Genomic DNA, 22,633 nt, shown 5'->3' on the forward strand with positions numbered 1-22,633 from the left:
CAGGCGGTTCTCTGCACTGTGGCTGACAGGGATTTCTTCGTCGATGACTATTCCTGATCAATTCTTCTGCCCAAGCTCTTAACAGGACTTCCTCGGACTTCCTGTAAGTTTTCGGGGTCGTGATTTTTCATCAGGGACTCAGCCACCGGTTTCGCGCTCTCAGCTCTTCCAATCGTTAGCGCGATCCATCAAGTAACGACCTTCATTCCGAAGACCGTTGCCTACTCGTGGTGGGTTTCGACTGTTATGCGTCGCACTTTCCCCCTGGGGGCCCTTGCCCTCCTCCTTTCTGGCAGCGGCGTTGCCGTTCCTGTGCTCGCCAACTCGGCTCGCACCGAGTCCGAGTCCCGCATCGCCATGGCCCGTCCGGCCGTTCCCGCACCAGCTCTTGAGTCGGCTGAGCCGGTTCAGCCTTCCCAGTCCGTCGCCATTCGCCAGCAGGAAAGCGAGGCACCGGCACTGGAGGCTCCTACCGCTCCCACCGCACCCGCACCCACTCCCCGCCGCTTCAAGCTGGCCGGCACCGGTGAAGCCAGCTGGTATGGCCCTGGTTTCTTTGGCAACCGCACCGCCAATGGCGAGGTCTTCCGCCCCGGCACCATGACCGCGGCTCACCGCACCCTGCCTTTCGGCACCAAGGTGAAGGTCACCAATCTCCGGAACGGGCGCAGCGCCATCGTGCGCATCAACGACCGCGGTCCGTTCCACGGCAACCGCATCATCGACCTTGCCCATGGTGCTGCCCAGAACCTGGGTCTGGTCGCCAGCGGCGTGGCTCAGGTGCGTCTTGAAGTGGTTCAGTAGGGCCTGAGGGCCTTTACCCGATCCACTTGAGTAGGCCCATCCGGCAATCTTCCGGGTGGGCTTTCGTTTGGCGCCTCCATGCAGCTGCTGCATACCTGTGATGAGTTGCGGCGCTGGTGCAGGCCCGCCGCTGGGCTTCCGGCCACGGACCTTCATTTCGTGCCCACCATGGGCGCTCTGCATCAGGGCCACCGCCGTCTGATCGAGCGGGCGTCCGCCCCCCTTGTCCCGTCGGGGCCGCCGCCACGGGTGCTGGTGAGCGTGTTCGTCAATCCGCTTCAGTTCGGCCCCGGGGAAGACTTCGAGCGCTACCCGCGCGATCCCCTTGCTGATGGCGTTCTCGCCTCCGCGGCAGGGGCCACTGCCCTGTTCGCCCCAACCGTTGAGGAGCTGTTCCCCGGCGGTGAGTCTGAGCTGACCCGGATCCTGCCTCCGCCCGCTCTGCTTCAGGGGCTCTGTGCCCGCACCCGAGCAGGCCATTTCGAAGGGGTGGCCACGGTGGTCGCCCGGCTCCTGGCCCTGGTGCGTCCTGATCGTTTGCTGCTTGGCGAGAAGGACTGGCAGCAACTGGTGATCATCAGGCGGATCGTGGCGGATCTGGCCCTGCCGCTGCGGGTCCAGGGATGCGCGACATGGCGGGAGAGCGATGGTCTGGCGGGCAGCTCCCGCAACCGCTATCTCTCGGAGCCGGAGCGAGGCCAGGCTGCACGCCTGCCCGCTGCCCTGGCCCTGGGGCGGAAGGCCTGGGAGAGGGGAGAGCGGGATACCGCCCGCCTTGAGCGGTTGGTTCAGGCAGAGCTGGAGCAGGCCGATCTGGCAGTGGAGTATGTGGAGATGGTGGAAGCCCGGCGGCTGCGTCCTCTGGACCCTTCCGCCCTATCCCAGGGTCCGCTGTTGCTGGCGGCCGCCGTCCGCTGTGGCCCCAGCCGCCTGATTGATCACCTCGTTCTCATGAACCGTCCCCCGATCGTCGCCATCGATGGCCCCGCCGGGGCTGGCAAGAGCACGGTCACCCGGGTCCTGGCCCGCCGCCTCGGCCTGATCTACCTCGACACCGGCGCCATGTATCGGGCCGTGACCTGGTGGGTTCTCCGCCATGGGGCGAATCCAGCTGTGGCGACGGAGGTGGAGCCGTTGCTGGAGGGGCTGCAGCTCAGCCTCGACCTGGAGGCCAGCGGCGATCAACAGGTGAGCATCAACGGCCACGACGTGAGCCAGGCGATCCGCCATCCCGATGTCACGGCCCAGGTGTCCCAGGTGGCGGCCCATGCCTGCGTGCGCGAGGCGCTCACCCAGCAGCAGAGGGCCCTCGGCGCCCGAGGCCGGCTGGTGGCGGAGGGCCGCGACATCGGCACCGCCGTGTTCCCCGACGCTGATCTCAAGGTGTTTCTCACCGCAACGGTGGCGGAGCGGGCCCGCCGCCGGGCCCAGGACCTGGAGCAGCGGGGGTTCGCCGTGCCGCCCCTGGCGGAGCTGGAGGCCCTGATCGCCGAGCGGGACCATCAGGATTCCACCCGGGAGGTGGCCCCCCTGCTCCAGGCCGAGGACGCGGTGGAGCTGATCACCGATGGCCTGGCCATCGAGGAGGTGATCACGACCCTGGTGGATCTGTTTCGTGAGCGCATTCCCGAAGAGGCCTGGCCTGCGCCGGAGGGTGGCGCAGCAGCCTGAGAGGGAAGCTAGCTGGTGGCCAGCAGGTCGTCGAGCAGGCCCGTGCAGGCATCCTCGAGCAGATCCAGAACCCCCTCGAAGCCATCGTCCCCGCCGTAATACGGATCGGGCACCTCACGGACCCGGTGCCTGCGGCAGTGCTGGGTGATCGGCCTGATCTGGGCCCTGGATTCACGTCCCCGGGTCATGGCCTGCACTGCCGCCAGGTTGTCGTCATCCATGGTGAGGATGTGGTCGAACGCATCAAGATCTGCCGCCACGATCTGGCGGGCTCGGCTGGGCAGGTGGATGCCACGCCCGGCTGCCGCGGCTCGCATGCGGGCATCGGCTGGCTGACCGGCATGCCAGTGGCCCGTGCCCGCTGAATCGACGCTGAAGGACTGCTCCAGACCCCGCTGCTGCAGGTGGTGCAAGAAGACCCCTTCGGCGGCGGGGGAGCGGCAGATGTTGCCCAGGCAGACGAACAGCAGACGGGAGCGCTCCATCAGCCCACCGCCTGACCATTGAGGCGAGCCAGGGCCAGAGCGGCCCGCAGGCGCACCACCAGGGTGTCGTCCCCGGGCTCGCCGGCCAGCTCCTGCAGGGCCTTGAGTCCGGAGTGATGCCCCGGCTCCGCCTGACCCATGGCGAGCAGCAGTTGCTCCAGACCCACCGCCACGGCGTATCGAACCACCCATTCGCCATCGCCGCCACCGGCCAGCAGGGCATCGAGACAACGCTGCCGCACGCAGGCCTGCTCACTTTGGGGCAGGGCCTCAAGGCGCAGCTGACCCAGGCCCCGGGCTGCGGCTCGCCGCACGCTGGGCCCGATGTCGCAGGCCAGGGCGCTCTCCAGCAGCTCCAGGCCACGCACATCGCCGATCCCGGCCAGGGCGCGAACGGCCCAGGCCCTGGCACCGTAATTGTGGCCATCGAGATTGGCCAGCAACGGCTCCACCGCCTGCTCCCCCAGGGCGATCAGGCCATCGACGGCCGCCACGGCGGCGCCTGGATTGTTGAAGCCCAGCACCTCCACCAGGCTCGGGGCCGCTTCTGGGTGGCAGGCCTCGGCGAGCCGTCGGGTGGCCAGCAGCAGACCCATGGAGCTGTCGGCCTGGCGCAGGGCCTCGATCAGCTCGGTGGGCTCGGCTGCCGCGGGGTTGGGGGAAGGCATGGTGCGCTCAGAGCAGGTCATCCATCACGGCCAGCAGGGCGGTGGTGTCCTCATCGAGGCGGGTGGGGTGAACACCTGCTGGATTCTCCACCAGCCCACGCAGGGCCATCAGTTTGAGACTGTTTTCCGCCAGGGTGCGCCGGATCGGCTCCAGCGCCGGCCGCCAGCCGGCGGCGCCCAGATCCATCAGGGCGGCGCGGCGCACCTGCAGCTGGGGATGCTCCAGCAGGGTCAGCAGCTGCTCGCCCCAGTGGCTGTCTTGCGTGAGCTGGAGCAGGGCCCGGCAGGCGGCACTGCGGATGAGGGGCCGCTCGTGGGCCTTGAACGACTCGATCACGGCCAGCACCCGGGGCTCACTCAGGCCGATTTCACCGAGGGCCTCCAGCATCGCCTCGCAGGGTTCCTGCAGACGGCTACTGCCGGGCTGAGGGGCGCCCGCCACGGCGGGTCCGCTGGCGAGCCTGGTGCAGAGAACCGTGACCGCTTCCGTGGCGCGAAGTTCTCCGAGCGAACGGGCCGCGGCTTCGCGCAGGCCATCGTCGGAATCGTTCAGGGCCTGAAGCAGGTGGGGAATGGCGTCGGCTTGGCCCAGCTTCCCCAGAGCCCGCGCCGCGTTGCGTGCCACCGCATTGTGCTCAACTCCGGCTTCGGCCTGGCGTGGCTGCCGCTGGCCGAGGGCCTGGCAGAGCAAGGTGATTGCTTCGGGATTCTGGCTGCGCATGCGCCCCAGCCACCAGGCCGCGTAGTACTGGGCCGATTGGTCCTCGCTCTGGCGCAGGCGCCGCAGCGCCTCGGCCTCGTCGATGGGGGCTCCGGCGGAAGGGGGCGGTTCGATGGGCTCGGCGGCGGCGACCATTGGCCGTGGCGGGAGGGGTGGGAGACAGAACGAAAAAAAGGAGGCCAGAAGGCCTCCTTGGGGTGTGAGACGTGCGACGAAGCCGTCAGGAACGCTGTTGAAAACCGCGAGCGGAAATCAGACGAGAGCGTTGATGGCGTAGTCGATGTAGTTGTTGGCGATGACGCCGGGGTCGCCGGAGATGCCGTGGTTGGCCTTGATGTAGCTCAGGGCCTCGACATACCAGGAGGGGGAGAGTTCGAAGGCACGGTTGATTTCATCGAGACCGGCGATCAGGTACTCATCGAGGGGGCCGGTGCCGCCTGCAACCAGGGAGTAGGTGATGTGACGGAGGTAGTAACCGATGTCACGGGCACACTTCTCTTTGCCCCGGGGGGTGGAAGCGAAGTTGGAACCCTGCTGCTGGGTGGTGTAGGGGTACTTGCTGTACACGGCCTGGGCAGCGCCGTTGACGAGCGCATCCGCATTGGCGGTGAGCTGACGGGCAGCCTCAAGGGCGTTGGTGGCGCGCTCGAAGCGACCGAAGGCGGCGTTGAGCTCGGTGTTGCTCAGGAACCGACCTTGGGAATCGGCGGCTGCAACAGCCTCGGTGAGGGGAGTCTTGGACATGGGAAGAGGGAAGAGGAAGGAGAACCTGAACGGAAGACCGAATCAGTCGGCTCAGCCGACAGCGGCGGCAGCGCGATCGAAGTAGGTGCCGATCTCGGAGGCGAGGGCGGAGCAGTCACCGGGGGTGATGCCGTTGCGATCGTTGACGAGAGCCATGGCGGCATCCTTCATCTTGCGGACCCCTTCAGCCACGGAAGCGCCGGGGACGCCGAGGGCGAGATAGGTCTCGCGGAGGCCGTTGAGGCAGCGATCTTCCAGGACGGAAGCATCGCCGGTGAAGACGGCGTAGGTGACGTAGCGGAGGATGATCTCCATGTCGCGCAGGCAGGCAGCCATGCGGCGGTGGGTGTAGGCGTTGCCACCGGGGGCGATCAGGGCCGGCTGCTGATCGAACAGATCGCGAGCAGCGTTGGTGACCAGGCTGGAGGCGTTGGAGGTGATGCGGTTGACGGCATCCATCCGCTTGTTGCTGTCTGCGACGACCGACGCCAGGGCATCGATCTGGGCAGAGCTGAGGAATTCGCCGCGGGCATCAGCCTGAGCAACGACCTTGGTGAAGGCGTCGAACATGTAAAAAAAGCTCCTGTTCTCGACGTTCGGGGTCGGGAGTTGATTTGAGGGCCGAACGGGAGATCCGATCGACTGGGCTATTCTGCGGGACAAAGCTTCCGAATTTCCGGAAGTTTACAAAGGGTCATCTTCGCTGCCGCCTGCGCGCTCTGCGGCCCAGGAATTGCTGAAGCGCCTCCTGTTCAAGCACCAGGAACCAGTGGCAGCAACGGATGCTGGTGGTTGCTTTGAACTGAAATTGGCCTCGATCGGTATCGCGCTACTGGCCATCATTGCCAAGAGCAGCATCGATCAGCAGATACAAAAAAGCCCGGCAGCCATGCTGCCGGGCAGATTCCATGAACCCTGAGGGGCTCCCGCGTTCAGTTCACAGGAGTGACGCTGGCCACCCGGCCACCTTGGCGATGGATCATCTGCTGGGCTTCCAGCATTTTGTCGAAAGTGACGAATCGTACGGTGTTGCTGCGCTTGTGCAGGCGGTAGTTGGTCAGGCCTGTGACCTCGACTCGATAGACCTTGGCTTTCTGGCCGATCCCCCGTGCCATCTGCGTGATCGACTCATTGGCCACCTTGGTGGGTTGGAAGCCTGAGCCCTTGGCGTTGGGGCTGACCACGGGCAGGGCGCGGTCCTGGTGCAGGGCCTTGCCGAGCCGGAAGTTGGTCCCGGCGGAGTCACCTTTGACGGAGGCGGCGGCGCCGCGGCCGAGCTGCATCATCCACGAGAACTGACGGCCCACCTGACCGGGGGAGTAGTCCCAGCCATGGATGTAGGGAACCTGCTCTTCACCGAAGCGATTCTGATACTCGGCGCTGTCGATATAGGAATCGATTTCTGCGTCATAGCCTTCGTCTTGAAGGATAGTGAAATGATGCAACATTTCAGCCTTGCTCTGAGGTGCACGACCCAGAAGATGTTTGTGGTTGAGTTCGATGAAGTGATATGGATTGCAGTTTTCGAAGAACTTCACGCGATAGAGGCCGCTCTTGGCCACCGTACGCACGAGTTCCCGCACACTCAGGTACCCATTGTTGAACAGCGACTCGGCGCCAGCCAGGCGCTCACTCTCCATCACATATTGGAAGCCGAGCACCTGGCGGTACACGGCGCGCACGATCGTGGCCTTGTCCTGAGCCGTGCCGTTGGACCAGTTCTCGTTGTTGCGCTCGTTGGCGAAACGTTCGATGCCTAGGTAGGCCGCATTGACAAGGGTCATGGTGGTGGGGACGAGCAGGGGAGAGGGGCCCGAGGGCCGGGGAGCCACTGTTTCAGCATCAAACAGGACTGGTAACAATCCTATGGGCGAACTGGCGCTTTAACTTGAAACTTCGGCCTAAATCGTTACGCATTGGTCGCCGGCCTCGGCAGCCTCAAGCGAGTTGCCTTGAACGAAAAAAGGAGGCCAGAAGGCCTCCTTGGGGTGTGAGACGTGCGACGAAGCCGTCAGGAACGCTGTTGAAAACCGCGAGCGGAAATCAGACGAGAGCGTTGATGGCGTAGTCGATGTAGTTGTTGGCGATGACGCCGGGGTCGCCGGAGATGCCGTGGTTGGCCTTGATGTAGCTCAGGGCCTCGACATACCAGGAGGGGGAGAGTTCGAAGGCACGGTTGATTTCATCGAGACCGGCGATCAGGTACTCATCGAGGGGGCCGGTGCCGCCTGCAACCAGGGAGTAGGTGATGTGACGGAGGTAGTAACCGATGTCACGGGCACACTTCTCTTTGCCCCGGGGGGTGGAAGCGAAGTTGGAACCCTGCTGCTGGGTGGTGTAGGGGTACTTGCTGTACACGGCCTGGGCAGCGCCGTTGACGAGCGCATCCGCATTGGCGGTGAGCTGACGGGCAGCCTCAAGGGCGTTGGTGGCGCGCTCGAAGCGACCGAAGGCGGCGTTGAGCTCGGTGTTGCTCAGGAACCGACCTTGGGAATCGGCGGCTGCAACAGCCTCGGTGAGGGGAGTCTTGGACATGGGAAGAGGGAAGAGGAAGGAGAACCTGAACGGAAGACCGAATCAGTCGGCTCAGCCGACAGCGGCGGCAGCGCGATCGAAGTAGGTGCCGATCTCGGAGGCGAGGGCAGAGCAGTCACCGGGGGTGATGCCGTTGCGATCGTTGACGAGAGCCATGGCGGCATCCTTCATCTTGCGGACCCCTTCAGCCACGGAAGCGCCGGGGACGCCGAGGGCGAGATAGGTTTCGCGGAGGCCGTTGAGGCAGCGATCTTCCAGGACGGAAGCATCGCCGGTGAAGACGGCGTAGGTGACGTAGCGGAGGATGATCTCCATGTCGCGCAGGCAGGCAGCCATGCGGCGGTGGGTGTAGGCGTTGCCACCGGGGGCGATCAGGGCCGGCTGCTGATCGAACAGATCGCGAGCAGCGTTGGTGACCAGGCTGGAGGCGTTGGAGGTGATGCGGTTGACGGCATCCATCCGCTTGTTGCTGTCTGCGACGACCGACGCCAGGGCATCGATCTGGGCAGAGCTGAGGAATTCGCCGCGGGCATCAGCCTGAGCAACGACCTTGGTGAAGGCGTCGAACATGTAAAAAAGCTCCTGTTCTCGACGGGTGGGGGTCGGGAGTTGGGTGATCAACAGCGAGAGCGCCGAAGGCGAACTCTCATGCCTAGTGCGAGAACATCTGGCGTGGACCGGATCAACCGGCTGGCCGGCTGGACCGACCGTTGGCCAGAAGTGGCTCGACTTGACCTGAGTATTGTTGGCCCTAAGCCCGTCGGCTCGCTCGATCATTCACAAACGGTCATCCCAGCGGCAACAGTGTTGCGGTGCAAGCTCTTTGAGTCCTTGGCGGGAGTTCAGGGTCAGCCCCATGGCCAGGCTTGGGCCGTTCTGTAACCGGACGAACAGTAAGATCCACCGGGCCAATGCGTTGTTCTGCCAGTCCCTGTTCCAGGGGGCTTGCCCAGGCTGACAGGACGGCCACAGCCAGCCCCCCAGCCCATGAACCGGAAACATAAAAAAGCCCCCCTTCAGGGGGGGCTACTTCAGTGGTGCCGATGGCTGTGGATGATCCTGAAGGCCTTGAGGGGCAAGATCAGGCTCAAAGCCGAATCACCGTCAGGACTCGGAGCTGTCGCCCGAGCCGCTGACACTCACTCCGGTGATGGTTCCCCCCAGGCGATGAACGAGCCGCATGGTTTCGTTCATGCGGGTGTAGGGGACCTGCATGGTGCAATCGGAGCTGCGCACGTAGTCGTTGTTGGCCAGGCCAGTGACCTGGATCGTGACCTGGCGATTGCTGCTGAAGCTGCTGCCGCGGGTGCCTGCAGAGACCTTCATGGTGGATGGGGAACGACGGGGATGGGGAAGAAGTTCAGTTGACCGGGCTGACGCTGGCGATGCGGCCGCCTTCGCGCTGGATCTGCTGTTGGTAGTCGAGCAGTTTGTTGAAGGGGATGAAACGCACCCGGTTGCTGCGCTTGTGCAGGCGGTAGTTGTTGAAGCCGGAGATTTCGACCCGGTAGGTGCGGCCCTGTTCGCCGGCGCCCACACCCATGCGCGTGACACCATCGGATTCGACGGAGCGGAACGCTGATCCCTTGGCATTCGGGCTCACCACTGGGATGGGCGCACCTTTGTGAACGGAGGGATTCAGACGCGACTGATTCTTGGAGGTGTCACCCTTGATCGACGCCGCCGCGCCGCGGGTGAGTTGCAGCATGTAGGAGAACTGGAGACCCTGCTGGCCGACGGAATAGTTCCAGCCGTGCAGATAGGGAACCTGCTCTTCACCGAAGCGATCCTGGTATTCGGCGCTGTCGATGTAGGAGTCGATTTCAGCGTCGAAGCCCTCGTTCTGCAGGATCGTGAAATGGTGAAGCATCTCAGCCTTGTTCTGAGGCGCCCGGCCCAACAGATGCTTGTGATTCAGTTCGATGAACCGGTAGGGATTGCTGTTCTCGAAGAAGCGCTGTCTGTAGAGGTTGCTCTTGGCCACCTGTCGCACGAACTCCCGCACGCTCAGGTATCCCCTGCGGAACAGTGACTCAGGACCCTCGAGACGCTCGCTCTTCATCACGTACTGGTAACCGAGAACCTGCTGGTAGACCGAACGAATCAGTCCGGCGATGTCGGCTTCGGTAGCGTTTGACCAGTTGTCCTTGTCGCGGACGTTCGCGAAGCGATCGATGCCCAGGTAGGCAGCGTTGACGAGTGTCATGGGCGTGCAGGCCGGGAAGAGAAGGGAGACGGAGGGGGTCGGGGAAGCCGTCGAAGCGGTGCTGAACACAGGCCACAACGTCCCCGACGATGCTGTCTGCAGCCGGATCCTATGGGGCCCTTTACGCTCTCACCGGTGCTTTTCAGAATCGTTACAAAGTCGACCCCTGGCGCCCGCTCCTGAGGCCGATACCATCCGACCATCGTGGTCACTGAATGACCCATGACATCGGCATCTGATTCCGAGGCCTGGCCCCTGCGCTTCGGCGTCCAGCTCAAGGCCCTTGGTGAGCTCACTGAAACGCTCACTCTGCGCTTGCTGGAGATGGAGGAGCGTCTGCTCCACCTGGAGGGTCAACAGGTCGGGTTGCTGGATCGCGCAGGCCGGGATGGCGTCGATTCAGCCGCTGTTCTCGACCTGCTGGAGCAGACCGATGATCGCCTGAGTCGCCTCGAAGGCCTGCTGGATCAGCCTGTTCACAGGCAGGTTCCCGAGGGGATGGCCCCTGCTGCAGGCCTCGTGAGGCCCTTGCGCGTGCTTGGCGCCGCCGACCCTGCTCCAGAGCAGGAATACGGGGCGGAAACACTGTTCCCAGACGAGGGGGAACAGCCCTTCATGGATGAGCTGAGCGCCTGAATCAGACCATCAGCTCAGGCTGCCCCCCCCTGGACAGCGCCTCAGCCAGGAGAGCCCGTGCTGAGCATCGCGGCCGCGGTGGTGATCAGGATGCGCAACAGTTCGACGCCGCCGATGGCGGCGAGTCCCAGCCAGAGGGTCTGAGCGAGCTTTGGAGGCTGACCATCGACCCAGGCGGGGGAACGCAGCCCCCGCTCGAGTTGTGCGCCAGCGCTGAACGGGCCGGCAGGGGCGCGGGAGGCACTGATGTCGCGCCAGTAGGAGGAATAGCGTGGAGCCTGCTGGTTGAAGGGTTTCTCGCCAAGGCTGCGGCCGGGGAGTACACGCGAGCGCTGGTAGGGCACTTCATCCTCGCCGAAGGTATCGACATATTCGGGTGAGTTGAGCAGGGCATCGACGAAGCCCTGCATTCCTTCGGTGGCAATCAGAATTGAGTAGGCGATCTGTTCGCGCTCTCCATGCACGGGCCTGCCGAGAACACGGCCAACCACCTGCTCCACGACGGCATAGTTGCTGTTGCAACGGTAGAAATCCCTGCGGAACTTCTCTGAAAGAAGCAGACCACGGATGAACTGCCTGGTGCTGATCTGACCGCGGCGCAGTCTGGATTCAAGGCCAGGCTCCCTGTCGGCTTTGAAGGCATGGAAGAAGATCTGGCGGTAGGCCCTTTCGATCAGTTCATCCATGGCCTGAGGACTGCGCTGCACCCCTTCCGGTGTGCGCCGTGGCTCTTCTTCGCTGCCAACCGACAGGTTAGTGACGCGGGCACTGAGGGCGGTGGGATTGAGCTCGAGCAGAGGCAGGGCCATGGAATGCCAGATGAATAGGCGATGAACTTAGGCACCCCTGATGAGCACAAACCCCTAGTGACAAAAGACCTCACAGAGCTTTACTGTGCACCCAAATTTATTTGACTAGCTTCATCATCTTTTGTTGCGCATTGTCCTAGCTTCGCCCCTGACCCAGTCCTGATCAGGCCCTGCTCATCAGGTCGTCCAGCTCTCCAGCCAGGCGAGTGGAATCTCAGGGCTGAAGTCGTCGGTACGCTGGAACTCGAACGGTCCCGCCAGGGATCCCCAGAGCTGGTCATGGGTGGCGGGATCGTGGCCCCGGTCGATCGTGCGCATCGACTCGCCGTCGATTTCAAAACTGCTCACCAGGTAAGCCGTGGCTCCCTTGCGTTCCACCAGGCAGCGGCAGCCGGGTTCCACCTCTCCGACGAAGCCCTCGCCCTGGCCGTGCACCACATACGTGCAACCCTCCAGCAGGCGCAGATCCTCGGTCTGGATCTGGGCCATGCGCTCAGGATCCTCAACCGCTCCCCAGAACCGCCGCTCGTCGTGGAGGGCGTGGTTGTGGATGCGCAGGCTGCCGTCCGGGGCGTTCTCGGCACGCAGCACCCGGATGCGGTAGGGCTGGCCGGGCGCGAAGGCGTACGACTGCTCCAGCAGCAGGGAGCCAGGCTCAAGCTGCGGCAGCGGGCGGAAACGCACCAGGATGTGGGCGTAGATGGGGGGGTTCTCGAAAGCCTGGTGCTGGTTGCTGAACCCGGCGCTCAGCATCCGAACCAGGCGCGTCAGGGAGCTGGTCATGGGGCGAATCCTATGGGGCCGGCCTGCCGCAGCGGCCTCAGCGCTTGAGCAGGCGCAGGCGGAATTCCGCCACCTGGCGCACCAGCTCCGGTTGGCTCAGGGCGAACGGGTGATCGCTCAAGGAGCTGATCACCCGCTCAAGGGCGTCGTCGCGGGCCCCTGGATCAGCTGGATCGAGGTCGCCGATCCTGTCCCAGGCTTCATCGAAGGCCATTCCGTAGCTGTCGGCATTGCTGAACTGCTGGTTGGACGGTCGCTCGGGAGGGGTTCGCATCGCGTCAGGGCACGTCAGCTTCGAGGGAGACCCACCGGGGCGATGGGTTGGACCCTTGGACAAGGGCCTTCAGGAAAGAATGCCAGGACCCAGATTTGAACTGGGGACACGGCGATTTTCAGTCGCCTGCTCTACCAACTGAGCTATCCCGGCCGGCCGCTCGGCAGCACCGCAGGATCTTAGTTCACGGCCTGGAGCAGGCGTCCGAGCCAGGCAGAGCAGCCCCAACACCGGGTAACCGGCGTCCTCGAGGGCTGCGGCCGCGGCCATGGCCGTGGCTCCTGTGGTGAGAATGTCATCCACCAGCAACAGACCCTGACGGGACCGTCGGCTGCGGGAAACTCCGCCTGGGACGACCCGGAAGGCCCCCTCCTGGTTGAGTGCCCGCAGGCGGCGGTTGAGGTGGTGTTGCCCCAGCGTGGCCCTGCTGCGCTCCAGAAGGGCCAGGCGGGGCAGGCCCAGCCCCTGACAGATCAGCAGTGGCAGCGGGTTGGCCCGTCGTTTCCAGCTGGGGATCGCCACGACGCTCAACTCCCGCAGCGGTGCAGGCAGGGTTATGGCTAGAGACCTCGCCAGACAGGGAATTGCCTGGCTGTTGGGCTCGCGCCGCTGGCGCAGCAGCAGGCTGCGCAACGCCCCCTGATAGAGGCCCAGAGCCCACCAGGGCATCGGCTCAAGGCCGCACAGCCCAGGCTGGGTCTCGAGCTCCAGCGATTGGCGGCAGGCCTGGCAGGGCTGCGGCTGATCACGCCCCCTCCAGCTTTCAGGCTCGGCCGGGCGGCCGCAGAGTGGACAGGTGGCCTGGGTGATCAGCTCGAGGCATCCCCTCAACAGGGCCTGGACCATGGCGGCGATCTCCCGGGATGCGTGCAACGTTGCCGCTCAGTGTTCCCAGCTCAGGACTCGGGCAGGGCCTTGAGCATGGCCACCAGGGTGCGGTGGGCGTCCTCACTGTCGCTGAGCACGTGATCGAAGGGCACCGAGAGGTTGGCGCCATCCACCTCCAGCTCCATCGCCTCGGGGCTGACCCGCAGCATGCGGGCGGCGCTGGCCTGCTGCGCCCCGCCGTAGTGGCGGGCGTAGGCCAGCACGGCTTCGCCATGATCCTTGTTCATGTGACGGCAGATCCGGTCGCTGACGGCTTCGCTGAGGGGATCGCTGGCCATGGCGGTGGGGCAAGGGTTGAGGCTGATTGTGGCGGAGAAGCGGCTCAGACCAGTGCGAATCGCTGCCAGAGCAGGAGCCCCAGCCTGATGGCACTGAAACCGACGTAGCCAGCCAGGATCACGAACAGGGCCATCGAGATCACGGTTCGCAGGCGTTCGTTCATGGGATCTCAGGTGGTGGTGCAGGCTCCTCCATCTTCGGTGCAGCCGTCGTCAGGGCGCTGAGGGCCAGCCTTGCCATGCCCAAGGCCGGTGCCAGGCCTGGACGGCTGAGCACCGGCAGGCCGATCGCCAGTTGTCGTAACTGCCGCCACTGGGGATTGCGGGCCCCGCCCCCCAGGCTGATCACCCGCCGCAGCGGCGGTGCACCCAGCTGGCGCAGGCGTGCCCATCCCTGGGCTTCGATCCGGGCCAGCCCTTCCAGCAGCCCCTGAAGGAAGAGCACATCGCTCACCGGCCGTGGCTCCAGGATCGGCAGCAGATCCGGGTCGTCGACGGGGAAGCGCTCCCCCCTCGATGGCAGCGGCCGGTAGTACAGCCCACTGGGTCTGGAGGGATCGATCTGACGGCTGAGTCGTTCCAGTTCGGCATCGTTGAAGAACTGACGCAGCACTCCCCCACCGGCGTTGGAGGCTCCGCCCACCAGCCAGCGCCCTCCCAGCCGATGGCAGCTCAGCCCTGGGGCTGCCATCGGCTCCGTCACGAACTGCTTGAGCACCAGGGTGGTGCCCAGCACCGTGACTCCGTCTCCGGGGGCTGGATCGGCAGCCAGTACGGCGGCGTTGGCATCGGTGCTGCCGGCCACCACCAGGCAGGAGCCTGGCAGCCCCAGCGCAGCGGCAGAGCCTGGAGCCAGCGGCCCCAGTGCTGTGCCGCTGGAGACCACCTCGGGCAACGCTGCCGCCCACGCTTGCCGCTTCAGCTCTCCGCTCCAGTGTTGTTGTCTGAGATCCCAGCCCAGGCGCAGGTTGTTGCCTTCCTCTCCCCAGCGCCAGTCACCCAGCAGCCAGCCCATCAGCCAGTCGGCCTGATGGCGCAGGAGCAGATCAGTGGCTGACCAGGCCCCTACCCTCTCCCGCGCGAGCGGGCCCAGCAAGCGCAGGGCCCTGGCCAGGCTGCCGCTGACACTGGCGGCGGCGCAACCGGCAGGCACCAGTGCCGAGAGGGCCTCTGCCTGCTCGGGGCAGGCCAGGCTGTAGGCCAGGGCGGGCCCCAGGGGTGTCCCGTCTGAGCGGCAGGCCAGCAGGGTGCCGGAGGTGCCATCGAGGCTGATGGCGCCCAACTGATGCCTGAGCTGAGCGGGAAGACCCTGCACCAGTGCGATCAGACCCTGCTGCCAGCCGGCTGGATCGTCGAAGCTGCCGAGGTAGGCCGTGGCCCGCTCGGCTAGCACCTGCCCTTGTGCATCGATCACCGCAAGGCGGATGCCGCTGCTGCCCAGATCGACTCCCATTGCCAGGGGGCAGATCTCGGCGCCGCCACGGCGACTGGGCACGGTGTTCAGGCGGCTGGCTGGCCCACGGGGACCCGATCGGCCGTGGCCTGCTGCAGCCTGGCGGCCGCCTCGCTCACGTCCTCCCAGGGGAGGTTCAGGTCGGGCCGGCCGAAATGGCCGTAGGCGGCCACGTCCTGGTAGAAACGACCGCCCCGCTGGCGGGGGAGATCGCGCAGGCCGAAGGTCTCGATGATCGCGCCAGGTCGCAGGTCGAAGTGCTCCTGCACCAGGGCTGTGAGGTCGTCGTCGCTGATCTTGCCGGTGCCGGAGCTCTGCACCAGGATGCTCACGGGCTTGGCCACCCCGATCGCATAGCTGAGCTGCACCTCCACCCGCCGGGCCAGGCCAGCCGCCACCAGGCTCTTGGCCACGTGGCGGGCGGCGTAGGCCGCTGAACGGTCGACCTTGGTGGGATCCTTGCCGGAGAAGGCCCCGCCGCCATGGCGCGCCGTTCCGCCATAGGTGTCGACGATGATCTTGCGGCCCGTCAGGCCCGCATCACCCTGGGGGCCGCCCACCACGAACTTGCCGGTGGGATTGACCAGAAAACGCACCGCCGCGCGCTCGGGTTGCAGGGGCAGACCGGCCGTAGCCGGGATCACCACATGGGTCCAGAGGTCATCGGCGATGCGCTGGCGCAGGCCTTCCTCATCACTGATTCCATCGATCTCGGCCAGGTGCTGGGTGGAGATCAGCAGGGTGTCGATCGCCACCGGCCGATCGTTCTCATAGACCACACTGACCTGGGTTTTCCCATCCGGGAGCAGGTAGGGAAGGGTGTTGTCGTGCCGCACCTGGGCCAGCCGGCGGGCCAGGCGGTGGGCCAGGCTGATCGGCAGGGGCATCAGCTCCGGGGTTTCGTCGCAGGCGAAGCCGAACATGATGCCTTGATCGCCGGCTCCCACCAGGTCGAGGGGGTCGCCGTCGTGGTCATCCGCCTCATTGACCCCCTGAGCGATGTCGGGCGACTGCTGGTCGAGGGCGGTGAGCACCGCACAGCTGTTGGCATCGAAGCCACCGGCTTTGGCGCCGGTGTAGCCGATCGTTTCGATCACGGACCGCACCAGGCTGGTGATGTCGACGCGGGCCGTGGTGCTTACCTCGCCGGTGACCAGGCAGAGGCCGGTGTTGACGACGGTTTCGCAGGCCACACGGCTGGCGGGATCGGCGCTCAGAAGTGCATCGAGAACGGCATCGCTGATCTGATCACAGATCTTGTCCGGATGGCCCTCGGTGACCGATTCAGATGTGAAGACGTAGCGGCTCATCCCGGCTTGCACCGACCTCAGGATGGCTGAGCTTATCGCCTGGCTCTGGTGATGGGTTCATCCCGGAGGAACGGGCCAACTGCAGCTCGCGCCAGTGATCAAGGCGGGGCAGATGCTCCGGCAGAGGCGGCCTGCTGGTCCAGCCGGCGCTGTAGCCCAGGGCCAGGGCCACCCCTGCCCGCTCGGCCATGCGCAGATCACTGCTGGCATCCCCGATCAGGGCACAGTTGGAGGTGCTGACACCAAGCCTGGAGCAGAGTCCGTGAACGGCCGCAGGGTCTGGTTTGGCCGGCCGCATCTCGGCGCTCCAGATCTCCTGAAACAGCTCAGAGAGCCCGTGGCCGCCAAGGAACCGGTGGATTCCCTCGCTGTCGTCGTTGCTGATCACCGCCAGCAGCACTCCCGAGCGGTGCAGCTCCAGCAGCAGGGGCTTCACACCCTCGGTGAGTGGAGCCAGGTACGCCTCGCCCGGACGGGCTCCGTGGCCCTGGATATGCTCGCGATCGATGTCGGCGAACACGGCTTCGCTGTGGGCCAGGGCATCTGGCCAACCCAGACCCACCTGACAGAAGGCAGTGGCGGTGGAGATCAGATTGTGACTGCGGCTGGCCACTGCGGTGGTGCCTGCCGGGTGGAGTTGATCGCCCAGCAGGCCATAGGCCCGCTCGAGCAGGCTCTGGAACTGGGGGCGGTTGGCTTCCGGCACATGCTCCAGGCAAGCCTGGAGACGGGCGCGGCTCAGGGCCAGCAGGCCTGGTTCACTCAGGCTGAGAGTGCCGTCCTTGTCGAAGAGGATGGCTTCAACCGATCCGAGGGGTTGACCACGCAGGAGCAGTTCAACCATCGGATCGGTGCAGGGGCCCCAGGCTATGGCGCTCAGTCGAGGGTGACGCCCATCGGCTCGTTCTCCTCGGCCTGCTCCAGCAGCATCTGCTTGTAGCGGGCGGCCATTTCCTCGGCCTTGTCGAACACCTTCTGGGGATCGGTGAGCATGTCGCCGGGTTCCGGCTCGAGAGCCTTGGTGGAGAGGGAGATGCGGCCCCGCTCGGCGTCGAGGTCGATGATCATCACCTTCATCTGATCGTTGACGTTGAGCACCGTGTGCGGGGTCTCGATGTGCTCGTGGCTGATCTCGGAGATGTGCAGCAGTCCGCTGACCCCGCCGATGTCGATGAAGGCGCCGTAGGGCTTGATGCCCCGCACGGTGCCGATCACCACTTCGCCCACCTCCAGGCGGTTCATCTTGCGCTCCACCAGGGCGCGGCGATGGCTGAGCACCAGGCGGTTGCGCTCCTCATCCACCTCCAGGAACTTGAGCGGGAGGAAATCGGCGACGAGATCTTCCTTGGGCTTGCGCGTGCTGATGTGGCTGCCGGGGATGAAGCCGCGCAGGCCTTCAACCCGCACCAGGGCGCCGCCGCGGTTGGTGGCGAACACTTCGCTGTAGATGGTGGCGTCTTCCTTCTGGAGCTGGCGCACCCGTTCCCAGGCCCGCTGGTACTCGATGCGTCGGATTGAGAGCGAAAGCTGGCCGTCCTCGTTCTCCTCACTCATGATGAAGAACTCACGGATCTCGCCCGGCTGCAGCACGTCGCTGAGGGCCTCGACCCGGTTGATCGAGACCTCCTGGAGGGGCATGAAGGCGGCGGTCTTGGCGCCGATGTCGATCATGGCGCCCTTGGGCTCCATGGCGAACACGGTGCCGTTCACCACGTCGCCGGGCTTGAAGTTGTAGTCGTACTTGCTGAGCAGGGAGGCGAACTCTTCCAGCGTGAAGCCGGCACCGTCGGTGTCGCGGCTGACGGCACGGCTGCTGGGATCGTCGGCTGTGGGGACCTCTTCCGGAATGTCGAGGTTCAGGTCAGCCGAGGTCTCGCTCGTCGGATCCAGATCGATCGGGCCTACGCCCGTCGGATCCAGTTCGGCCTCGGTGCTGCTGATCTCGGAAGGGGTCACGGTCATGGAAGGCTGGCGGTCTGCTCAGGGCAGAAGGAAGGGATACGCGTGCCTGCCCGCCGACAGACGCATGCGATCCATGATCATACAAATCCACCCTCCGCTGGAGCTCAGCGCGCGGCGGCCAGAGCACCATCGGGGTGCTGACGGGAGGGGCGCCGGCTGAGACCCTCGAGGGTGGCGACGAAGTCGCTGATGCCCTGAAACTGCCTGTAGACCGACGCGAAGCGCACGTAGGCCACCTCGCTGATCTCGCTGAGCTGCTGCAAAACCAGTTCCCCGATCTCAGCGCTGCTCACCTCGCGGCCATGGCGCTGCTGCTGCAGTTGCAACTCGATGTCGTCGACCACGGATTCCAGCCGTGCTGGCTCCAGACCGGTTTTTTCGCAGGCCCTCACCAGACCATGCAGCAGTTTGCTGCGGCTGAAGATCTCTCGGGTGCCGGTGCGCTTGACCACTGTGATCGGCACGGTTTCCACCCGTTCATAGGTGGTGAAGCGATAGTCGCAGTGGAGGCACTCACGCCGTCGGCGCACACTGCGGCCTGCATCCGCGGATCGGGATTCCAGCACCCGGCTATCGGTGTGTTGGCAGGAGGGACATTGCATCCCTTGGCGACCCACGCGGTTTGGTTAGTGGAAGTGTAGTCAGTAGAGGTTCGATTGAGAAGTGAGGAGTGCTCAAGACTGTGCCGGCGCCACCGCTGCGGTATCCCCTGCAGCAACTTTTTCGGTGGGCCGGGCGTGATGCTGATGGGTTGTGATCGCTTCCCGCATGAAAAAGCCCCCGCCGGGGCGGGGGCGTCATGTGTCCAAGGCCTCAAAAGGACTTGAATCTCACTTGCCGATCTTCGGGGGATCGCGGAAGGCGATCGCGAAGAAGAGGGTGGCGATCGCCAGGGTGAGGATGAGGATGTAAGCGAAGCTCTCCATCGAGAATCTCCTGAATGGGGGCGATCAGCTGAGCTTGGTGCCAGCCGGTGGGATGTAACCCTCGGGAAGACGGCGGGTGCTGCGGTCTCCCAGTTTTTGGAAGAGGCCGAATTCCACCTGCTCACCTAGGTCGGGGTCGATGCCGGCGAACACATCCCGGTACAGGGTGCGGGCGCCGTGCCAGATGTGCCCGAAGAAGAAGAGCAGGGCGAAAGTGGCGTGACCGAAGGTGAACCAGCCGCGGGGTGAGCTGCGGAAGGTGCCATCTGAGTGGTAGGTCTCGCGGTCGAATTCGAACGCTTCACCCAGCTGGGCCTTGCGGGCCAGCTTCTTCACGGCAGCAGGATCGGTGTAGGTCTGGCCGTTGAGAGCACCGCCGTAGATGGTGGCCGTCACGCCGGTCTGCTCAAAGGAGTAGCGGGCTTCGGCGCGCCGGAAGGGAATGTCAGCCCTGACGATGCCCTGGTCGTCTTCGAGAACTACAGGGAAGTTCTCGAAGAAGTTGGGCAGGCGGCGAACCTGGAGGTTGCGTCCGTCCTTGTCGGTGAAGCTGATGTGACCCAGCCAGCTGGTGGGCAGACCGTCGCCGTTGACCATCGGACCGACGCGGAACAGACCGCCCTTGGCTGGGCTATTGCCGACGTAGTCGAAGAAGGCCAGTTTCTCGGGAATGGCGCCATAGGCCTCTTCGGCACTGGCGCCGTTCTCCAGGGCCGTCTGGACCCGGCGGTTGATCTCCGTGCGGAAGTAGCCCTGATCCCACTGGTAACGGGTTGGACCGAAGAGCTCGACCGGTGTGGCCGCCGAGCCGTACCACATGGTTCCGGCCACGATGAAGGCCGCAAAGAACACGGCAGCGATGGCGCTGGCCAGCACCGTTTCGATGTTCCCCATCCTCAGAGCCTTGTAGAGGCGCTCGGGTGGGCGGGTGGTGATGTGGAAGATGCCGGCGATGATGCCCACGATGCCGGCGGCGATGTGGTGGGCCACGATCCCGCCCGGGTTGAAGGGGTTGAAGCCTTCAGGCCCCCAGGAGGGCTGAACTTTCTCGAGGTGTCCCGTGAGGCCGTAGGGGTCGGAGACCCACATCCCCGGACCGAAGACACCGGTGAGGTGGAACGCGCCGAAACCGAAGCAGCCGAGGCCGGCGAGCAGAAGGTGGATGCCGAAGATCTTGGGCAGATCAAGGGCGGGTTCACCCGTGCGGGGGTCCTGCCAGATCTCCAGATCCCAGTAGGTCCAGTGCCAGATGGCGGCCAGGAAAAGCAGGCCACTGAAAATGATGTGGGCGGCGGCTACGCCTTCGAAACTCCAGAAGCCAGGGTCGACTCCCGTTTCTCCGGTGATGCTCCAGCCGCTCCAGCTGCCGGTCACACCCAGGCGGGCCATGAACGGCATGACGAACATGCCCTGGCGCCACATCGGGTTGAGCACCGGGTCGGATGGATCAAAAATGGCGAGCTCATAGAGCGCCATGGAGCCGGCCCAGCCGGCGACCAAAGCGGTGTGCATGAGGTGCACGGCCAGCAAGCGGCCCGGGTCGTTGATCACGACCGTGTGCACCCGATACCAGGGCAATCCCATGGGGGTCAGGTCCGGGGTAACTAACAGCTGCCTGTGAGGACATGACGTCAGCACAGACAGCGGACGATCAAAAGGATCGTTCCGTGTTGGGGATCGTAAGGGGTTCCCCTGGCCTTCGGCAGCGTTGCCGGGGAGCTGAAACGAGCCGTGACGCGGTATCCGGCGGTTTGCCCCGACAGCTGTTTACAAAACTCAACTTGCAAGCCTCAGAATGGGGGCTTCCGCGTCTGATCCTGATGCCCGTGATCCGCTTCGTCCGTGAGGGCCGTGATGTTGAGTGCTACCCCGGCGAAAACCTGCGGGAGGTGGCCCTGCGTGAGGGGTTGGAGCTGTATGGGCTCAAAGGGCAGCTCGGCAATTGTGGTGGCTGCGGTCAGTGCATCACCTGCTTCGTCGATGTGGTGGCTGAAGCATCGCCGGGCGCGCTGACCCCACGCACCGCCGTGGAGGACCGCAAGCTGCGCCGACGGCCAGACGGCTGGCGGCTGGCCTGTCAGGCCCTGGTGCAGCGCTCGCTGGTGGTGCTCACCAGGCCCCAGGCGGGCCTCGCCGATCGCGAGGCTCTGCTGGCGGCGGCCCGGGCGGAGCCCCTGGGGGCCGGGCCCACGGCCTGGCCGGCCGCGGAGGAGCCCTCTGAGGCTGAACCTGCAGACCTGGAGTCAACCGCTACGGCCGGTGAAGCGGCGGAGGAAGGCTCCATTGGTGGGTGATACGGTCGCCCCACGCCATTCACAACCCTCCCTAGAGCTCCCATGGAAACCAATGATCTGGGTTTTGTGGCCAGCCTCATGTTCGTGCTGGTGCCGGCCGTCTTCCTGATCGTTCTCTACATCCAGACCAGCAGCCGCGAGCAAGGCTAATCAGGTGTTGGGAGTGCTTTCTGGCACCCCCGTGAACCGGCCTGCGCCTCAGCATGTGCAGCCGCCGTTAGTCGTGATTCACGGCTGACGGCGGCATTGTTATGAAGAGGCCTTGCTGGGCTCAGCGGCCCGATTCGGGCTCCCGCACCAGCAGCACCGGTGCCGGTGCATGCACGCGGATGTAATCGCTCACGGAGCTGCCCAGCAGTCGGTCGATGTCGACCAGGCTCTTGGCCACCAGAGGCCTGCGGTCCTGGGAAGCGATCACCAGCAGGTCGGCCTTGAGCTCTTCGGCCATGGCACAGACTCCGCGGCCCACGTCGCCGGTGCCATGGACGCCCTTGAGCTCAACGCCAAGGGCGCGGGCCCGCTGAACCGCTTTGTCGATCACCAGGTCGGCCGGGGTCTTGCCCCCTCGGCTGGGTTGAATGTCCTGGCGGGAGATGTGTACGCCTGTGAGGGTGCCTCCGGGAATTTCCCGCACCAGTTCGCAGGCGATCCTGAGGGCATCGTCGCCCACGCCTGTGCCGTCGAGGGTCACCATCACCCGGTTCACGTGGCGCACGTAGAGGTCGTCGCGCACCAACAGCATCGGCCGCGTCGAGAGCTGGAAGACGTACTGGCTGGAGCTGTTGGCCAGGATTGACTGCAGCCGCCCCAGCCCCCTCGACCCCATCAGGATCAGATCGGCATCAAGCTCGTCGGCCACCTTGAGCACAGTCTGCTTGGTGTCGCCCTGGCGGATGATGGCGTTCACATCAGCGGGATCAAGGCCAAGCCGCTGGATGGCATCGGCCACGATGCCGGCAGCCTTCTGCCAGTGCTCCTGAAAATCATCGCCCGCCTGCTCCGGAACCACGTGCAGCAGGTTGATCCTGGCCTGGCGAAAGGCCGGGAGTTCGCGCAGCATGCGCACCATCTCTTCGACGTGGCCCTTGCCGGAATCGGCGATCAGCAGATTGCGAAACACGGGGCTGTCACGGCTCTCCGGCAGCCTATGGCCTGCGTCTGACTGGTCGAGCTGTGGCGGGAGAGG

General features: G+C 65.1%; 28 protein-coding genes and 1 tRNA gene. 6 read left to right on the forward strand and 23 right to left on the reverse strand.

The window, feature by feature from the left end; genetic code table 11:
* The first annotated feature begins 246 nt into the window (after positions 1–246).
* Both WH5701_RS15185 and WH5701_RS15190 read left to right on the forward strand, forming a co-directional pair.
* Complete coding sequence (locus WH5701_RS15185) at positions 247–804, forward strand: septal ring lytic transglycosylase RlpA family protein (protein WP_006173395.1); 558 nt, start codon at positions 247–249, stop codon at positions 802–804.
* Positions 805–882: 78 nt separating this feature from the next.
* A complete protein-coding gene (locus WH5701_RS15190) occupies positions 883–2,475 on the forward strand; it encodes a bifunctional pantoate--beta-alanine ligase/(d)CMP kinase (protein WP_006173396.1) in 1,593 nt (530 codons plus the stop codon).
* Between the two features lie 8 nt (positions 2,476–2,483).
* Here the strand turns inward: WH5701_RS15190 and WH5701_RS15195 are convergent, their stop codons facing one another.
* From WH5701_RS15195 to WH5701_RS15215, 5 genes are all read right to left on the reverse strand, one after another.
* Positions 2,484–2,960: a low molecular weight protein-tyrosine-phosphatase gene (locus WH5701_RS15195; RefSeq protein WP_006173397.1), complete on the reverse strand. Its 477-nt coding sequence runs from the start codon at positions 2,958–2,960 to the stop codon at positions 2,484–2,486.
* Complete coding sequence (locus tag WH5701_RS15200) at positions 2,960–3,628, reverse strand: HEAT repeat domain-containing protein (RefSeq protein ID WP_050751606.1); 669 nt, start codon at positions 3,626–3,628, stop codon at positions 2,960–2,962. Before WH5701_RS15200 ends, WH5701_RS15195 begins: the two co-directional genes overlap by 1 nt.
* A 7-nt stretch (positions 3,629–3,635) precedes the next feature.
* Positions 3,636–4,484 (reverse strand): HEAT repeat domain-containing protein, encoded by an 849-nt coding sequence (locus WH5701_RS15205; RefSeq protein WP_006173405.1) that lies wholly within the window; start codon positions 4,482–4,484, stop codon positions 3,636–3,638.
* A 117-nt stretch (positions 4,485–4,601) separates the two neighbouring features.
* Entirely contained in the window at positions 4,602–5,093 is a 492-nt protein-coding gene (gene cpcA / locus WH5701_RS15210; RefSeq protein ID WP_006173406.1) for a phycocyanin subunit alpha, read from the reverse strand.
* Positions 5,094–5,144: 51 nt separating this feature from the next.
* Complete coding sequence (locus tag WH5701_RS15215; protein WP_006173407.1) at positions 5,145–5,663, reverse strand: phycocyanin subunit beta; 519 nt, start codon at positions 5,661–5,663, stop codon at positions 5,145–5,147.
* A gap of 163 nt (positions 5,664–5,826) precedes the next feature.
* On the opposite strand from WH5701_RS15215, the gene WH5701_RS15220 reads away from it, so the two are divergent.
* On the forward strand, positions 5,827–6,012 hold the full coding sequence (locus tag WH5701_RS15220; protein WP_006173408.1) for a hypothetical protein: 186 nt from the start codon (positions 5,827–5,829) through the stop codon (positions 6,010–6,012).
* A 13-nt stretch (positions 6,013–6,025) separates the two neighbouring features.
* Here the strand turns inward: WH5701_RS15220 and WH5701_RS15225 are convergent, their stop codons facing one another.
* From WH5701_RS15225 to WH5701_RS15245, 5 genes are all read right to left on the reverse strand, one after another.
* Positions 6,026–6,877: a phycobilisome rod-core linker polypeptide gene (locus tag WH5701_RS15225; RefSeq protein WP_006173410.1), complete on the reverse strand. Its 852-nt coding sequence runs from the start codon at positions 6,875–6,877 to the stop codon at positions 6,026–6,028.
* Between the two features lie 259 nt (positions 6,878–7,136).
* The gene (cpcA, locus tag WH5701_RS15230; RefSeq protein ID WP_006173406.1) at positions 7,137–7,628 is read right to left on the reverse strand and encodes a phycocyanin subunit alpha; all 492 of its coding nucleotides are present in this window, start codon (positions 7,626–7,628) and stop codon (positions 7,137–7,139) included.
* 51 nt (positions 7,629–7,679) lie between these two features.
* Positions 7,680–8,198 (reverse strand): phycocyanin subunit beta, encoded by a 519-nt coding sequence (locus tag WH5701_RS15235; protein ID WP_006173407.1) that lies wholly within the window; start codon positions 8,196–8,198, stop codon positions 7,680–7,682.
* A gap of 534 nt (positions 8,199–8,732) precedes the next feature.
* Complete coding sequence (locus WH5701_RS15240) at positions 8,733–8,954, reverse strand: phycobilisome linker polypeptide (protein ID WP_006173412.1); 222 nt, start codon at positions 8,952–8,954, stop codon at positions 8,733–8,735.
* Between the two features lie 34 nt (positions 8,955–8,988).
* The gene (locus tag WH5701_RS15245; RefSeq protein WP_006173414.1) at positions 8,989–9,834 is read right to left on the reverse strand and encodes a phycobilisome rod-core linker polypeptide; all 846 of its coding nucleotides are present in this window, start codon (positions 9,832–9,834) and stop codon (positions 8,989–8,991) included.
* 222 nt (positions 9,835–10,056) lie between these two features.
* Here WH5701_RS15245 and WH5701_RS15250 point away from each other — a divergent pair, with 222 nt between their 5' ends.
* The gene (locus WH5701_RS15250) at positions 10,057–10,470 is read left to right on the forward strand and encodes a hypothetical protein (RefSeq protein ID WP_006173415.1); all 414 of its coding nucleotides are present in this window, start codon (positions 10,057–10,059) and stop codon (positions 10,468–10,470) included.
* Between the two features lie 41 nt (positions 10,471–10,511).
* Here the strand turns inward: WH5701_RS15250 and WH5701_RS15255 are convergent, their stop codons facing one another.
* From WH5701_RS15255 to psbB, 12 genes are all read right to left on the reverse strand, one after another.
* Positions 10,512–11,279, reverse strand: coding sequence for a phycobilisome rod-core linker polypeptide (locus WH5701_RS15255; RefSeq protein WP_006173416.1), 768 nt, complete (start codon positions 11,277–11,279; stop codon positions 10,512–10,514).
* A 177-nt stretch (positions 11,280–11,456) separates the two neighbouring features.
* On the reverse strand, positions 11,457–12,062 hold the full coding sequence (locus WH5701_RS15260; RefSeq protein ID WP_006173417.1) for a chromophore lyase CpcT/CpeT: 606 nt from the start codon (positions 12,060–12,062) through the stop codon (positions 11,457–11,459).
* Between the two features lie 37 nt (positions 12,063–12,099).
* Positions 12,100–12,336 carry a hypothetical protein gene (locus WH5701_RS15265; RefSeq protein WP_006173418.1) on the reverse strand — a complete coding sequence of 79 codons (237 nt, stop codon included), beginning with the start codon at positions 12,334–12,336 and terminating at the stop codon, positions 12,100–12,102.
* Between the two features lie 80 nt (positions 12,337–12,416).
* Positions 12,417–12,489, reverse strand: a tRNA-Phe gene (locus tag WH5701_RS15270).
* Positions 12,490–13,232: 743 nt separating this feature from the next.
* The gene (locus tag WH5701_RS15275; RefSeq protein ID WP_006173421.1) at positions 13,233–13,502 is read right to left on the reverse strand and encodes a DUF2470 domain-containing protein; all 270 of its coding nucleotides are present in this window, start codon (positions 13,500–13,502) and stop codon (positions 13,233–13,235) included.
* 160 nt (positions 13,503–13,662) lie between these two features.
* The gene (locus tag WH5701_RS15280) at positions 13,663–14,997 is read right to left on the reverse strand and encodes an FGGY-family carbohydrate kinase (protein WP_006173423.1); all 1,335 of its coding nucleotides are present in this window, start codon (positions 14,995–14,997) and stop codon (positions 13,663–13,665) included.
* A 5-nt stretch (positions 14,998–15,002) separates the two neighbouring features.
* A complete protein-coding gene (gene metK, locus WH5701_RS15285) occupies positions 15,003–16,265 on the reverse strand; it encodes a methionine adenosyltransferase (protein WP_037981196.1) in 1,263 nt (420 codons plus the stop codon).
* Complete coding sequence (locus tag WH5701_RS15290) at positions 16,240–17,109, reverse strand: HAD family hydrolase (RefSeq protein ID WP_006173425.1); 870 nt, start codon at positions 17,107–17,109, stop codon at positions 16,240–16,242. The genes metK and WH5701_RS15290 overlap by 26 nt, the downstream gene beginning before the upstream one ends.
* Before the next feature lie 32 nt (positions 17,110–17,141).
* Positions 17,142–18,227: a 30S ribosomal protein S1 gene (locus tag WH5701_RS15295; RefSeq protein ID WP_006173426.1), complete on the reverse strand. Its 1,086-nt coding sequence runs from the start codon at positions 18,225–18,227 to the stop codon at positions 17,142–17,144.
* Positions 18,228–18,331: 104 nt separating this feature from the next.
* The gene (nrdR, locus tag WH5701_RS15300; protein ID WP_037981197.1) at positions 18,332–18,829 is read right to left on the reverse strand and encodes a transcriptional regulator NrdR; all 498 of its coding nucleotides are present in this window, start codon (positions 18,827–18,829) and stop codon (positions 18,332–18,334) included.
* Positions 18,830–19,057: 228 nt separating this feature from the next.
* Entirely contained in the window at positions 19,058–19,153 is a 96-nt protein-coding gene (locus WH5701_RS15305) for a photosystem II reaction center protein T (protein WP_006042122.1), read from the reverse strand.
* Positions 19,154–19,177: 24 nt separating this feature from the next.
* Entirely contained in the window at positions 19,178–20,737 is a 1,560-nt protein-coding gene (psbB, locus tag WH5701_RS15310) for a photosystem II chlorophyll-binding protein CP47 (protein WP_006173428.1), read from the reverse strand.
* Between the two features lie 236 nt (positions 20,738–20,973).
* On the opposite strand from psbB, the gene WH5701_RS15315 reads away from it, so the two are divergent.
* Both WH5701_RS15315 and psbM read left to right on the forward strand, forming a co-directional pair.
* Positions 20,974–21,447 (forward strand): 2Fe-2S iron-sulfur cluster-binding protein, encoded by a 474-nt coding sequence (locus tag WH5701_RS15315; protein ID WP_006173430.1) that lies wholly within the window; start codon positions 20,974–20,976, stop codon positions 21,445–21,447.
* A gap of 42 nt (positions 21,448–21,489) precedes the next feature.
* A complete protein-coding gene (psbM, locus tag WH5701_RS15320; RefSeq protein WP_006173432.1) occupies positions 21,490–21,597 on the forward strand; it encodes a photosystem II reaction center protein PsbM in 108 nt (35 codons plus the stop codon).
* A 121-nt stretch (positions 21,598–21,718) separates the two neighbouring features.
* On the opposite strand, the gene WH5701_RS15325 is transcribed toward psbM, so the two are convergent.
* Positions 21,719–22,567 carry a universal stress protein gene (locus WH5701_RS15325; protein WP_006173433.1) on the reverse strand — a complete coding sequence of 283 codons (849 nt, stop codon included), beginning with the start codon at positions 22,565–22,567 and terminating at the stop codon, positions 21,719–21,721.
* Between the last annotated feature and the right edge of the window lie 66 nt (positions 22,568–22,633).

Origin of the sequence: Synechococcus sp. WH 5701 (genome assembly GCF_000153045.1) — a bacterium.
In the GTDB taxonomy this organism is placed as follows: domain Bacteria; phylum Cyanobacteriota; class Cyanobacteriia; order PCC-6307; family Cyanobiaceae; genus Regnicoccus_A; species Regnicoccus_A antarcticus.

What these genes read in the sequence shown, in the direction of transcription:
- WH5701_RS15185 (WP_006173395.1), top strand. Translation starts at nt 247, where the DNA reads ATGCGTCGCACTTTCCCCCTGGGGGCCCTTGCCCTCCTCCTTTCTGGC.
- WH5701_RS15190 (WP_006173396.1), top strand. Translation starts at nt 883, where the DNA reads ATGCAGCTGCTGCATACCTGTGATGAGTTGCGGCGCTGGTGCAGGCCC.
- WH5701_RS15195 (WP_006173397.1), bottom strand. Translation starts at nt 2,960, where the DNA reads ATGGAGCGCTCCCGTCTGCTGTTCGTCTGCCTGGGCAACATCTGCCGC.
- WH5701_RS15200 (WP_050751606.1), bottom strand. Translation starts at nt 3,628, where the DNA reads ATGCCTTCCCCCAACCCCGCGGCAGCCGAGCCCACCGAGCTGATCGAG.
- WH5701_RS15205 (WP_006173405.1), bottom strand. Translation starts at nt 4,484, where the DNA reads ATGGTCGCCGCCGCCGAGCCCATCGAACCGCCCCCTTCCGCCGGAGCC.
- cpcA (WP_006173406.1), bottom strand. Translation starts at nt 5,093, where the DNA reads ATGTCCAAGACTCCCCTCACCGAGGCTGTTGCAGCCGCCGATTCCCAA.
- WH5701_RS15215 (WP_006173407.1), bottom strand. Translation starts at nt 5,663, where the DNA reads ATGTTCGACGCCTTCACCAAGGTCGTTGCTCAGGCTGATGCCCGCGGC.
- WH5701_RS15225 (WP_006173410.1), bottom strand. Translation starts at nt 6,877, where the DNA reads ATGACCCTTGTCAATGCGGCCTACCTAGGCATCGAACGTTTCGCCAAC.
- cpcA (WP_006173406.1), bottom strand. Translation starts at nt 7,628, where the DNA reads ATGTCCAAGACTCCCCTCACCGAGGCTGTTGCAGCCGCCGATTCCCAA.
- WH5701_RS15235 (WP_006173407.1), bottom strand. Translation starts at nt 8,198, where the DNA reads ATGTTCGACGCCTTCACCAAGGTCGTTGCTCAGGCTGATGCCCGCGGC.
- WH5701_RS15240 (WP_006173412.1), bottom strand. Translation starts at nt 8,954, where the DNA reads ATGAAGGTCTCTGCAGGCACCCGCGGCAGCAGCTTCAGCAGCAATCGC.
- WH5701_RS15245 (WP_006173414.1), bottom strand. Translation starts at nt 9,834, where the DNA reads ATGACACTCGTCAACGCTGCCTACCTGGGCATCGATCGCTTCGCGAAC.
- WH5701_RS15250 (WP_006173415.1), top strand. Translation starts at nt 10,057, where the DNA reads ATGACATCGGCATCTGATTCCGAGGCCTGGCCCCTGCGCTTCGGCGTC.
- WH5701_RS15255 (WP_006173416.1), bottom strand. Translation starts at nt 11,279, where the DNA reads ATGGCCCTGCCTCTGCTCGAGCTCAATCCCACCGCCCTCAGTGCCCGC.
- WH5701_RS15260 (WP_006173417.1), bottom strand. Translation starts at nt 12,062, where the DNA reads ATGACCAGCTCCCTGACGCGCCTGGTTCGGATGCTGAGCGCCGGGTTC.
- WH5701_RS15265 (WP_006173418.1), bottom strand. Translation starts at nt 12,336, where the DNA reads ATGCGAACCCCTCCCGAGCGACCGTCCAACCAGCAGTTCAGCAATGCC.
- WH5701_RS15275 (WP_006173421.1), bottom strand. Translation starts at nt 13,502, where the DNA reads ATGGCCAGCGATCCCCTCAGCGAAGCCGTCAGCGACCGGATCTGCCGT.
- metK (WP_037981196.1), bottom strand. Translation starts at nt 16,265, where the DNA reads ATGAGCCGCTACGTCTTCACATCTGAATCGGTCACCGAGGGCCATCCG.
- WH5701_RS15290 (WP_006173425.1), bottom strand. Translation starts at nt 17,109, where the DNA reads ATGGTTGAACTGCTCCTGCGTGGTCAACCCCTCGGATCGGTTGAAGCC.
- WH5701_RS15295 (WP_006173426.1), bottom strand. Translation starts at nt 18,227, where the DNA reads ATGACCGTGACCCCTTCCGAGATCAGCAGCACCGAGGCCGAACTGGAT.
- nrdR (WP_037981197.1), bottom strand. Translation starts at nt 18,829, where the DNA reads ATGCAATGTCCCTCCTGCCAACACACCGATAGCCGGGTGCTGGAATCC.
- WH5701_RS15305 (WP_006042122.1), bottom strand. Translation starts at nt 19,153, where the DNA reads ATGGAGAGCTTCGCTTACATCCTCATCCTCACCCTGGCGATCGCCACC.
- psbB (WP_006173428.1), bottom strand. Translation starts at nt 20,737, where the DNA reads ATGGGATTGCCCTGGTATCGGGTGCACACGGTCGTGATCAACGACCCG.
- WH5701_RS15315 (WP_006173430.1), top strand. Translation starts at nt 20,974, where the DNA reads ATGCCCGTGATCCGCTTCGTCCGTGAGGGCCGTGATGTTGAGTGCTAC.
- psbM (WP_006173432.1), top strand. Translation starts at nt 21,490, where the DNA reads ATGGAAACCAATGATCTGGGTTTTGTGGCCAGCCTCATGTTCGTGCTG.